At 54.7% G+C, this 11,739-nt stretch carries 13 protein-coding genes; 7 read left to right on the top strand and 6 right to left on the bottom strand.

Annotation, left to right across the window (positions count from 1 at the left end; translation table 11 throughout):
• Positions 1–16: 16 nt before the first annotated feature.
• On the bottom strand, positions 17–949 hold the full coding sequence (gene rfaD, locus AC6I8B_RS18875; RefSeq protein WP_010258257.1) for an ADP-glyceromanno-heptose 6-epimerase: 933 nt from the start codon (positions 947–949) through the stop codon (positions 17–19).
• A gap of 230 nt (positions 950–1,179) precedes the next feature.
• Here rfaD and AC6I8B_RS18870 point away from each other — a divergent pair, with 230 nt between their 5' ends.
• Entirely contained in the window at positions 1,180–2,376 is a 1,197-nt protein-coding gene (locus AC6I8B_RS18870) for a glycine C-acetyltransferase (protein ID WP_031292635.1), read from the top strand.
• Between the two features lie 10 nt (positions 2,377–2,386).
• Positions 2,387–3,415: an L-threonine 3-dehydrogenase gene (gene tdh, locus AC6I8B_RS18865; RefSeq protein WP_031591867.1), complete on the top strand. Its 1,029-nt coding sequence runs from the start codon at positions 2,387–2,389 to the stop codon at positions 3,413–3,415.
• Between the two features lie 28 nt (positions 3,416–3,443).
• Here tdh and AC6I8B_RS18860 read toward each other — a convergent pair whose 3' ends face one another.
• From AC6I8B_RS18860 to envC, 4 genes are all read right to left on the bottom strand, one after another.
• A complete protein-coding gene (locus tag AC6I8B_RS18860; protein WP_033759220.1) occupies positions 3,444–4,355 on the bottom strand; it encodes a hypothetical protein in 912 nt (303 codons plus the stop codon).
• Entirely contained in the window at positions 4,348–5,577 is a 1,230-nt protein-coding gene (locus tag AC6I8B_RS18855) for a glycosyltransferase (protein ID WP_010258244.1), read from the bottom strand. Before AC6I8B_RS18855 ends, AC6I8B_RS18860 begins: the two co-directional genes overlap by 8 nt.
• Before the next feature lie 104 nt (positions 5,578–5,681).
• Positions 5,682–6,584 (bottom strand): divergent polysaccharide deacetylase family protein, encoded by a 903-nt coding sequence (locus tag AC6I8B_RS18850; protein WP_157354311.1) that lies wholly within the window; start codon positions 6,582–6,584, stop codon positions 5,682–5,684.
• A gap of 3 nt (positions 6,585–6,587) precedes the next feature.
• On the bottom strand, positions 6,588–7,889 hold the full coding sequence (envC, locus tag AC6I8B_RS18845) for a murein hydrolase activator EnvC (RefSeq protein WP_157354310.1): 1,302 nt from the start codon (positions 7,887–7,889) through the stop codon (positions 6,588–6,590).
• A gap of 252 nt (positions 7,890–8,141) precedes the next feature.
• Between envC and AC6I8B_RS18840 the strand changes: the two genes are divergently transcribed.
• The 5 genes from AC6I8B_RS18840 (at position 8,142) to cysE (ending at position 11,262) form a co-directional block, all read left to right on the top strand.
• A complete protein-coding gene (locus AC6I8B_RS18840) occupies positions 8,142–8,573 on the top strand; it encodes a rhodanese-like domain-containing protein (protein WP_010258234.1) in 432 nt (143 codons plus the stop codon).
• Between the two features lie 19 nt (positions 8,574–8,592).
• Positions 8,593–8,847, top strand: a complete 255-nt coding sequence (gene grxC / locus AC6I8B_RS18835) for a glutaredoxin 3 (RefSeq protein WP_010258231.1) — start codon at positions 8,593–8,595, stop codon at positions 8,845–8,847.
• A gap of 38 nt (positions 8,848–8,885) precedes the next feature.
• The gene (secB, locus tag AC6I8B_RS18830) at positions 8,886–9,356 is read left to right on the top strand and encodes a protein-export chaperone SecB (protein WP_010258229.1); all 471 of its coding nucleotides are present in this window, start codon (positions 8,886–8,888) and stop codon (positions 9,354–9,356) included.
• Positions 9,356–10,372 carry an NAD(P)H-dependent glycerol-3-phosphate dehydrogenase gene (gpsA, locus tag AC6I8B_RS18825; RefSeq protein WP_192034187.1) on the top strand — a complete coding sequence of 339 codons (1,017 nt, stop codon included), beginning with the start codon at positions 9,356–9,358 and terminating at the stop codon, positions 10,370–10,372. Before secB ends, gpsA begins: the two co-directional genes overlap by 1 nt.
• 68 nt (positions 10,373–10,440) lie before the next feature.
• Positions 10,441–11,262, top strand: coding sequence for a serine O-acetyltransferase (cysE, locus tag AC6I8B_RS18820; protein WP_010258225.1), 822 nt, complete (start codon positions 10,441–10,443; stop codon positions 11,260–11,262).
• Here the strand turns inward: cysE and trmL are convergent.
• The gene (trmL, locus tag AC6I8B_RS18815; protein WP_010258223.1) at positions 11,259–11,732 is read right to left on the bottom strand and encodes a tRNA (uridine(34)/cytosine(34)/5-carboxymethylaminomethyluridine(34)-2'-O)-methyltransferase TrmL; all 474 of its coding nucleotides are present in this window, start codon (positions 11,730–11,732) and stop codon (positions 11,259–11,261) included. The genes cysE and trmL overlap by 4 nt on opposite strands.
• Between the last annotated feature and the right edge of the window lie 7 nt (positions 11,733–11,739).

Below are 11,739 nucleotides of genomic sequence, written 5' to 3'. Positions count from 1 at the left end.
GCCGGAGCAGCTTCCTTTATGCGTTACGGTTCAGCCAGACCATATAGTCAGCGACGCCCTGCGCCACCGTTTTAAATGGCTTGTCGTAGCCGGCCGCACGCAGCTTAGTGAGATCGGCCTGAGTATAGGCCTGGTACCGTCCTTTGAGTTTTTCCGGGAACGGGATGTACTCGATCTGACCTTTCTGGTGGAACTTCAGTACTGCGTCAGCCACTTCCTGGAAGGACTCGGCGCGGCCTGTGCCACAGTTGTAAATCCCGGAGACGCCATTTTCCCAGCACCACAGGTTCACTTCCGCAACATCATCAACGTGGATGAAATCACGTTTAAAGCCGTCGCTGCCTTCAAACAGTTTTGGATTTTCATCGTTGCTGATCTGCGTGTTCAGATGGAAGGCCACGCTTGCCATGCTGCCCTTGTGGCCTTCACGCGGTCCATAGACGTTGAAATAGCGGAAGCCGCATACCGGCGAGTTCGCTTCCGGCAGCATCTGACGGACGTAATGGTCGAACAGCATCTTAGAGTAGCCATAAACATTAAGCGGCTGCTCATACTGACGCTCTTCAATGAAATTCTCGTTGCGTCCGCCGTAGGTCGCTGCGGAAGAGGCGTAGAGGAACGGGATCTCGCGCTCAAGACAGAAGTGCAGCAGCTCTTTGGAGTACTGATAGTTGTTCTCCATCATGTACTTGCCATCCCACTCGGTGGTGGAGGAGCAGGCGCCCTGATGGAACACCGCTTCGATCGGGCCTAAATCATCGCCCGCCATCACGCTCATCAGGAACTCTTCTTTGTCCATGTAATCGACGATATCCAGGTCGACTAAATTGGCAAACTTGGTGCCATCCTTCAGATTATCCACCACCAGAATGTCGGTGTGACCGCGATCGTTCAGCGCTTTGACGATGTTGCTGCCAATCATTCCTGCGCCGCCAGTTACGATAATCATGTTGTTACCTTCAACGTTGTGGGGTGAAACAGGAGGTTTCACACACGAATATCTCACATCATAACATTTCATCAGGGTGCAGACAGCCAGATGACTCTGTAACGCTTTGTGCGTACATCCTTGTGGCGTGAACTATGCTGCAAAAATGACATTCTGTTGGGCGATTTATCGTGAAGAAGCGGCCTGTTCAGTAAGATATGCCAGATTTTTGCCATCTGAGGAGAGCAATGATGCCTGCGCAATTTTATCAACAACTTCGTCAGCAACTTGATGATGCACGTCAGGAAGGACTGTTTAAACAGGAGCGGATCATCACCTCTGCCCAGCAGACGGAGATCGCGGTTGGCGGCGCTCCGGCGGTGATTAACTTCTGTGCCAATAACTACTTAGGTTTAGCGAACCATCCGGCGCTGATTCAGGCGGCGAAAGAGGGGATGGATTCGCATGGTTTTGGTATGGCGTCGGTGCGCTTTATTTGCGGCACGCAGGATAGTCATAAGCAGCTGGAAAAGCGGCTGGCAGACTTTCTCGGCATGGAGGATGCCATTCTTTACTCCTCCTGTTTCGATGCCAATGGCGGCCTGTTTGAAACCCTGCTCGATGCGCAGGATGCCGTCATCTCTGATGCGCTGAACCACGCTTCCATTATCGATGGCGTCCGGCTGTGCAAAGCGCAGCGTTACCGCTATGCCAATAACGATATGGCGCAGCTGCGCGCCTGCTTGCAGGAAGCGCGCGATAAAGGCGCGCGTCATATTCTGATCGCCACCGATGGGGTCTTCTCAATGGATGGGGTGATTGCGAATCTGCCCGCTATCTGCGATCTGGCCGATGAGTTTTCTGCGCTGGTGATGGTGGATGATTCCCATGCGGTGGGCTTTGTCGGGAACGCCGGACGCGGAACCCATGAATATTGCGATGTGATGGGCCGGGTCGACATCATTACCGGCACGCTGGGTAAAGCGCTGGGTGGCGCCTCCGGTGGCTACACCGCAGCAAAAGCAGAAGTGGTGGAGTGGCTGCGCCAGCGTTCCCGTCCCTATCTGTTCTCTAACTCGCTGGCCCCGGCCATTGTTGCCGCCTCGCTGCGGGTGCTGGATCTGCTCAGTGAAGGCGACGGGCTGCGTCAGCGTCTGTGGGACAACGCCCGTTACTTCCGGGAGCAGATGACGGCGGCGGGCTTTACGCTGGCGGGAGCCGATCACGCCATTATCCCGGTGATGCTGGGTGAAGCCAGCGTCGCCCAGGAGTTCGCCCGCCTGCTGCAACAGGAAGGCATCTACGTTACCGGCTTCTTCTATCCGGTGGTGCCAAAAGGTCAGGCACGCATTCGCACCCAAATCTCTGCGGCGCATACCCAGCAACAGCTGGAACGTGCGGTGGCGGCCTTTACCCGTATCGGCAAACAACTGGGCGTTATCGCCTGAGGAGTCCGTCATGAAAGCACTCGCCAAACTGAAGAAGGAAACGGGCATCTGGATGGTGACCGATGCGCCGGTTCCGGAGCCGGGCCACAACGATTTGCTGATTAAGATTCGCAAAACCGCTATCTGCGGTACCGATGTCCATATCTACAACTGGGATGACTGGTCGCGCAAAACCATTCCGGTACCGATGATTGTCGGTCATGAATATGTGGGGGAAGTGGTTGCGATAGGACAGGAAGTGAAAGGCTTTACGATTGGCGATCGGGTCTCGGGCGAAGGGCACATCACCTGCGGACATTGCCGTAATTGCCGTGCCGGGCGAACGCATTTATGCCGTAACACAATGGGTGTAGGCGTTAACCGCCAGGGCTGCTTTGCGGAGTATCTGGTTATCCCGGCCTTCAATGCGTTCAAAATTCCCGACAACATTTCCGATGAGCTGGCGGCAATCTTTGATCCGTTCGGCAACGCCGTGCATACCGCGCTATCGTTCGATCTGGTGGGTGAGGATGTGCTGATATCCGGCGCGGGTCCTATCGGCATCATGGCCGCCGCGGTCTGTCGCCATGTCGGCGCACGTAACGTGGTGATCACGGACATCAATGAGTATCGTCTGGCACTGGCGCGCAAAATGGGCGTCACGCGCGCGGTCAATGTGGCGAATGAGGATCTGCGAGACGTGATGCACTCGCTGGGCATGACGGAGGGATTCGATGTCGGACTGGAGATGTCTGGTGCACCGCCTGCCTTCCGTTCATTGCTGGAGGTAATGAACCACGGAGGGCGGATTGCACTGCTGGGCATCCCGCCGGGTGAAATGGCGATCGACTGGAACCAGGTGATCTTCAAAGGGCTTTTTATCAAGGGCATTTATGGCCGGGAGATGTTTGAAACCTGGTATAAAATGGCGGCGCTGATCCAGTCCGGGCTTGATTTAACGCCGGTTATTACCCATCGCTATGGAATCGACGATTTCCAGCAGGGCTTTGATGAGATGCGTTCTGGACGCTCGGGAAAGGTGATACTGAGCTGGGATTAAAACAACGGCCGCCAGGGCGGCCGCATGATTAGCTTTGTTTTTTCTCTTCATCGGTCAGGTAGCGCACTTTGCGCGTGTAGTCCTGGCCTTTGAAGTTCAGCGGCTGTTGCGGATCGGCGAGGTATTTTTGCCATTCCGACAGCGGAAAGCCGCCATGTGCGCCTACCACTTCAGGCGGGATCACCGCCGACTGACCGCCAATTTTCTTTGAGACCGGCCAGTTGGCCCATTCGCCCAGATTGACGGTTTTAATATCCAGCATGTCCAGCAACACCGCGAGCGGCAGCTGGTCGGTAGGCGGCTGGCTGTCGTTCATTAAATTCCAGGTATCATTAAACAGCGTCAGCCACAGCGGCGAAATGCGCTGCCAGACCTCACGGGTGGCAGCCAGGTAAGCCCCATTCACGTGATCCACCAGCCAGGGCCGGATACTGTGCGGGTAGTAGGCGGGAATCGCCTCTTCCGGCGCATCAGCCAGCTTGGCAATCATTTTCCCCTGACGAAAACTGGAATAGAGATGGCCGGGCTTCATCATGATCTCCGGCATCTTAAGCAGATTGAGGTCGGAATCGATCATCAGAATACCGTCGCCTTTTGCCTGTAAGGGCGCCTGCAATTTAATCAAACGACTGCGATAGATCTGCTTGTAGCGATAACTCTCTTCCCGATGCGGGACATCCAGCGTCGCCACGCGGGTTTTTACTGGCAGGCTGCCAAAGGCGTGAGCCGGCTGATCGCTGACAATCACGATCTCTTCAGCCTCTGTCGCAAAGCGCGCCGCAAAATCGGCACTGAGCAGGGCCTCTTCGATATAGTCCGCGCCGGTGCAGGGGATCACGACAGAAGTGACCGGTACAGTGCCCTGAACCTCTTTCTGCGAATAAGGCAGGTTATGACTCGCCCTGATATGGCGATAACGGGGATTTAAAAAATTAAGCATGAGGTTTCTTTTTCACGACGCTTTGCAAAATATTCTCGACGCCGCTGATATAAGTTTCAATAGCGTACTGTTCACGTACGCGTTTCGCTGCCGCATTGATCAGGCGTTGACGTAAATCCGCATCCTGCCACAGCGCGGTCAGATGCTGGGTCAGTTGCACCACGTTGCCATAGTCAAACAGCAGCCCGGTTTCGTCATGACTGATCAATTCGGCAGTACCGACCACGCGGGATCCCACTACGGCGGTATTCACCAGCATCGCCTCCAGCACAACCCTTGGTAATCCCTCACTGCGTGAGGCAAGAATAAACGCATCAAAGGCAGTGAGGTAATCCAGCGCGTTGTTCTGAAAGCCGGTAAAGACCACGTGCTGCTGGATGTTCTCTGCAGTAGCGAGTTGCAGCAGATGCTGAAGTTCCGGACCCGCTCCGACCACCACCATCTTCCAGTCGGCATCGGGATTAGCGCGTTTAAAACGGCCCAGCGCCTGCAGAATATGGTGATTAGATTTACGCAATATCAGCGAGCCAATCGTGCCGAACACAAAGGTCGAAGGGGAGAGTTTAAAGCGCTGGCGTACTTCAAGGCGGTCGGGCAGAGGCTGGTGGATGTCGATAGCGTTATTGACGGTAAAACAGCGTTCCGCGTCAACACCGTGGCTGCGCAGGGTGTTATTCACGCCCTGCGACACGGCAATGATCGCCTGGCAATCCTGATTAACCATGCTGACCAGCCGCGGTTCCAGAACCGGATCGATACGGCAGTGTTGCACTACCGCAACATCCAGGCTGCGCGCCGCCAGATAACCTTCCACATTGGTGCTGGGCTGGTTATTCATATAGAGCGTGTCAAACTTCCCCAGCTGCAGCAGTGAGTTGATTTTGCTGGCATTGGGCATAATGCGCCAGTGTGTATCAATCTGATCGATGGCGCGCTTCTTGAGCTTTTTATTAAAAAACAGCAGTGCCCGCGCGACTTCTTTAACAAACTTTGCCCAGCGTGGTTGCCTGATTTGCGGAATAAAAAAGACCGGGATAGCCAGCGCATTCAGCGTGGCCTCAATGGTTTCGTCGTTGCCACGGCTGTAGTTGTGATAGAAGCAGCAGGTGATATCAAACTTTTGACGATCGATACGCTTCAACAGCTCCAGCATACTGTTGGTGCCGCCGCCCCACTCTCTGCCGTTATCCAGCAGCAGGATTTTTTGTTTAATAATCGTCATCCCTATCACTGTTCCTGCACAGCCTGTTATTGCCCGACCCAGGATTATAGTAATTTCTGCGTATAAATGAACGCTAAGCTGAACACTTAGCATTCATAGCAAATTCAGAACAGATTTTTTAGCGTGTTAAACAGCGGGCTGTTATTCACACTTTCCGCTATTACCGTTAAGGCTCGGGTGGCAGGAACCGGCGCCAGCGGCTGTTTCGGTTTACACAGGCCTGCAGGCTGGAAGCGCGGTGTCGCCGGTTTTGCCGGCGCAACAGGTGTCCGTGAGCCGCTGTGGAGTGATTCGTTCAGCAGCTGACTGGGACGAACCAGCGTAACGTCGGCTGGCAATGTGGGTAACATCTGCTGCAGCACCCGCACGGTGTTAGGGTGGGGATGACCAATGGCAATGGCGTAACTGTCGCGCTGCGCCAGTTTCACCGCCCGACTGAACTGCTGGCGGATGGCATTAATATCCTGGCTGTCATCCAGAAATACCCGGCGTTTTAATACCCTGACCTGGGTGCCCTGTGCGGCAGGAACAGCCTGACTGTTAGCGATGGTCATGCTATCCAGAAAGTAGAGATTGTAGTGGTTCAGCGCCTGCATCACTTTCTGCATGCCGGGCAGGCTGGAGGTCATCCTGCTGCCCATATGGTTGTTCAGACCTACGGCATAAGGCACGTTGTTAACCGCATTGCGCATGATGCGGGTAACTTCTTCGCTGCTCATCTCCGGCGTTAAGGTATCTTTTTCCAGCGGCTGCTTGCTCAGCGGCGCCATGGGCAGATGGATCAACACTTCGTGACCACTCTGGTGCGCTTTGGTGGCCATTTCACGGGCATGTGGCGCGTTGGGCAAAACCGCCACTGAAATGACCTGCGGCATCTGCAGGACCTTGTTCTCTTCGGCAGGGCGATAGCCTACGTCATCGATGACAATGGCCAGTTTGCCCGCCTGCGCAGCGTAGCTGAACAGCAGGGCGCTCAACAGAACGGGGATTTTTCGAAGTTGCAGCAAAACCTATTTTCCTAACCACGGGAGTGGATTGACGGCCTGTCCCTGACGTCGGATTTCAAAATAGAGCGACGGGGTACCGCGGCCACCACTGGTGCCCACCAGTGCGATAGGCTGTCCTGCCTTCACCTGCGCACCCACGCTCACCAGCGCACTTTGGTTGTAGCCATACAGGCTCATATCGCCTTTACCATGTTCCAGCACGACCACCAGGCCGTAGCCCTGTAACCAGTCGGCCATCAGCACGCGGCCATCGGCGATAGCTTTCACCTCGGTACCTTCGCGCGCATCAATCACCAGTCCTTTCCAGCGCAGTTCACCCTGCAGCTGTTCACCAAAACGATGTTCAATGCGTCCGCGTACCGGCCACAAGGCCTGCCCGCCCGCGCGACCGAGTCCACCGGTGCGCGCCACCAGTTCGCGTTCGCTCTGGGTCGGCTGATAGCTGGAGCCTTTGGCTTTCGCCTGCGCCTGACGCTGACGCACTTTTTCCGCCTCACGCGCTTCACGGGCGGCGCGCTCGCGCGCCTCGCGTTCCGCACGGGCGATCTTATTCTGCAGACGGCTTTCGTTCTGACGCATCTCGACCAGATCGGCCTGATCTTTTTCCAGCGCGCTTTCCAGTGTCGTCAGGGTTTTTTTCCGCGCTTCGCTCGCCTGTTGCAGCTTCTGCTGCTGGCCCTGCTGCTGCGCTAATAAGCCTTTCTGCTGCTGTTGCTTCTGCTCCAGCGTGGCGCGTTGCTGAGCCAAATCCTGACGCGTCTGTTGCAGCGATTCGATACTTTTCTGGCGCGCCGCATTCAGATAGCCGAAATAGGCCAGAATACGCTCGCTGCGCTGACTCTCTTCACCGCCCATCAACAGCTGTACACCGTTGTGCTTACCCTGACGAAACGCCGCATCAAGCTGCTCTGAAAGCAGGTTTTCCTGTTGGGTTTGCTGTTTTTCAAGGCGGGCGATGGAGGTGGCAAGCTGTTTGATTTCGTCATTCAGGGCGTTGAGGCTATTGCGGGTGTCACGCAACTGACGGCTCGCCTGAGCGATGATTTTTTCCTGGCTCTGCAACTGATCCAGTAATTTGCTGCGCTGCAACTTTTGCGCTTTAACGCTTTTCTCTTTTTCAGCGATGTTTTGCTGAATAGATTGCAGCTGAGATTTGCTGTCTTCTGCACTAACGGCGGCAGCAGGCAATAACAGTGCCCCCGCACAAAGCAGGCTAAGGGAGAGGCTGGACAAGTGTGTGAACAACGGCAGGTTATCGCCGTTGGGACGGGTCCTTGTGTGCGAAACGGTTGTTTTTCCCTTCATAGGCCAATGATTATTCCACGATGAACCGCCGCTTACCAGTGCTCCCCACTGGCATTTGCTTTTCCAGTTATGTCCACTTTCACAATGACATGGATTAAGCCTTACGCCATTTTTGCTATTCAGCCACTTTTTTTGGAAAATGAAGCACAAATCGATACTCTGGCCGCATAGCATCTGTACATGCGAAGTGGCGCAGGTATACTCAGAACCCTTGTTTTAGCTTATTAGCCCGGTCTGGAGTCGTTACCCCTCATGCAAGAAATTATGCAGTTTGCAAGCAATCACCCCATCCTGAGTCTGGCATGGGTCGTTTTACTCGTTCTGGTGATTGTGACTACCGTTAAAGGAATGTTCTCTAAGGTAAAAACGATCAGCCGCGGTGAAGCAACCCGCCTGATTAACAAAGAGGACGCGGTAGTTGTAGACGTGCGTTCGCGCGACGATTTCCGCAGAGGCCATATTTCAGGTGCGCTGAATGTCGCAGCCGCTGAGATTAAAAAAGGCAACATCGACGAACTGGCAAAGCATAAAGCGCAGCCCATAATTGTGGTGTGTGCAACCGGACAAAGCGCGGGTGATTCTGCTGCGCATCTCAGCGCGGCCGGCTTTGAGCGGGTTTCAGTGCTGAAAGATGGTATCAGTGGCTGGAGCGGCGAAAATCTGCCGTTAGTTCGCGGCAAATAATCTTACAGAGGTGCTGATCATGGCAAATGTTGAAGTGTATACCAAGGCGACCTGTCCTTACTGCCATCGGGCGAAGGCGCTGTTAACGCAAAAAGGCGTATCGTTTCAGGAGATCCCCATTGATGGAGACATGGCGAAACGCGAAGAGATGATCAAGCGTAGCGGCCGCACCACCGTGCCTCAGATTTTTATTGATGCGCAGCACATTGGTGGCTGCGACGACTTATTCGCACTCGATAATCGCGAAGGTTTAGATCCCTTACTGCAGGCGTAATTTTACGCCGGACAATCTCATACATAGGATTTGGTCACATGTCAGAACATAACACCAACGAAATGCAATTCCAGATTCAGCGCGTATTCACCAAAGACATCTCTTTTGAAGCGCCAAATGCACCGCAGGTTTTCCAGAAAGAGTGGGAACCGGACGTTAAACTGGATCTGGACACTGCATCTTCTCAGCTGGCTGACGAAGTTTACGAAGTGGTACTTCGTGTGACTGTAACCGCCACCGTGGGCGAAGAGACCGCTTTCCTGTGTGAAGTTCAGCAGGCCGGTATTTTCACCATCAGCGGTATTGAAGGAACGCAGATGGCACACTGCCTGGGCGCATACTGCCCGAACATCCTGTTCCCGTACGCACGCGAATGCATTACCAGCCTGGTATCACGTGGTACCTTCCCGCAGCTGAACCTGGCACCGGTTAACTTTGATGCGCTGTTCATGAACTACCTGCAGCAGCAGCAAGGTGAAGAAGGTGCTGAACCACATCAGGATGCCTGATGACAACTCACGCTTCGATTAGCGTCATCGGTGCCGGTTCATACGGCACCGCTTTGGCGATTACGCTGGCCCGCAACGGCCATCCGGTGCTGTTGTGGGGACATAACCCGGCGCATCTGGCGCAGCTTCAGAGTGACCGTTGCAACACCGCTTTCCTGCCTGATGTCCCGTTCCCCGACCATCTTTCTCTTGAACCTGATCTGACCAAAGCTATTGCTGCCAGCCGCGATTTATTGATCGTGGTGCCGAGTCATGTGTTTGGCGAGGTGCTGCAGCAGATCAAGCCTCATCTGCGGTCAGACTCGCGTATTGTCTGGGCGACCAAAGGGCTGGAAAAAGAGACCGGCCGTCTGCTGCAGGATGTGGCGCGGGAAATTGTCGGCGATGACATTCCGCTGGCTGTAATCTCCGGACCGACCTTTGCGAAAGAGCTGGCTGCCGGATTACCGACGGCTATCGCGCTGGCCGCAACGGATGCGCAGTTTGCTGACGACCTGCAGCAGAAGCTGCACTGCGGTAAGAGCTTCCGCGTTTATAACAACCCTGACTTCATCGGCGTACAGCTGGGCGGCGCGGTAAAAAACGTAATTGCTATCGGTGCCGGGATCTCTGACGGGATTGGTTTTGGCGCGAATGCACGTACCGCACTGATCACCCGTGGTCTGGCTGAAATGAGCCGGCTGGGTGCCGCGCTGGGTGCCGATCCCACCACCTTTATGGGGATGGCGGGTCTGGGCGATCTGGTGCTGACCTGTACCGATAATCAGTCGCGTAACCGTCGTTTTGGCATGATGCTGGGACAGGGCGAGGATGTAGATAGCGCGCAACGCATTATCGGACAAGTTGTAGAAGGCTACAGAAACACCAAAGAAGTCAAAGCGTTGGCAGCCCGTTTTGGTGTGGAAATGCCGATCACCGAGCAGATTTATCAGGTGCTGTATTGCGAAAAACCGGCGAGAGATGCAGCATTGAGTCTGCTGGGACGAACAAGGAAGGACGAAAACAGCACTGGCTAACGCAGGACGCGTAGCATCATCACCTGCAGCGCCCATTCAGGCGCTTTTTTTATCGGGAGAAAACAGCAATGTCGTCTGATGAGTTAGAACTGGTCTGGAATAATATCAAAGCAGAAGCGCGCGCCCTGGCTGATTGTGAGCCGATGCTGGCCAGCTTCTTCCACGCGACATTGCTCAAGCATGAAAATCTCGGTAGCGCACTGAGTTATATGCTGGCCAACAAGCTGGCTAACCCGATTATGCCCGCCATCGCCATTCGTGAAATCGTTGAAGAAGCCTACCGTGAAGATCCGTCGATGATTATGTCAGCGGCGTACGATATTCAGGCGGTGCGCCAGCGTGACCCCGCAGTCGATAAATACTCCACGCCGCTGCTCTACCTCAAAGGTTTTCACGCCTTACAGGCCTACCGCATTGGCCACTGGCTGTGGAATGAAGGCCGGCGCGCGCTGGCGGTTTATCTGCAGAATGAAATCTCCGTCTCCTTTGCCGTCGATATTCATCCCGCCGCCAACATCGGCCACGGCATCATGCTCGACCATGCCACAGGCATTGTGATTGGTGAAACCGCCGTGGTTGAGAATGATGTCTCGATCCTGCAATCGGTTACGCTGGGCGGAACCGGCAAAACCAGCGGCGATCGTCACCCGAAAATCCGTGAAGGGGTGATGATTGGTGCCGGTGCGAAAGTCCTAGGCAATATTGAAGTTGGCAAGGGAGCCAAAATCGGTGCCGGTTCCGTGGTGTTACAGCCCGTGCCGCCGCACACCACTGCAGCAGGCGTACCCGCGCGAATCGTTGGTAAGCCAGGCAGTGAAAAGCCGTCGATGGATATGGATCAGCACTTTAATGGCAGCCTGGCGGGTTTTCAGTTTGGCGACGGCATCTAGTCTTTAATCAGCGCGCCCGCATAATCAAGCTGGCGCCACGCTTCATAGACCACCACCGATACGGCGTTCGACAAATTCATACTGCGGCTTTCCGCTTTCATCGGGATACGGATTTTCTGCTGAGCCGGTAACGCCGCTAAGATCTCAGCCGGAAGTCCACGGCTCTCCGGGCCAAACAGCAGATAATCGCCAGCCTGATACGCTACGGCACTGTGTGCGGGCGTACCTTTGGTCGTCAGCGCAAACAGACGCTCAGGCGACTCTGAGGCGATAAACGCCTGATAGTCGGCGTGGAATTTAATGGCAGTAAATTCGTGGTAATCCAGCCCGGCGCGGCGTAAACGCTTGTCATCCCAGGCAAAACCAAGCGGCTGAATCAGATGAAGCTGAAAGCCAGTATTGGCACACAGGCGGATGATATTGCCGGTATTCGGCGGAATTTCTGGTTCAAACAAGACAATGTTAAGCATAAGGCCC

The sequence above is a fragment of the Pantoea sp. X-Soil-ISGK-285 genome, from assembly GCF_059730815.1.
Note: the sequence above shows the minus strand (reverse complement) of the source record. Positions and strands in the feature narration are given on the sequence as shown.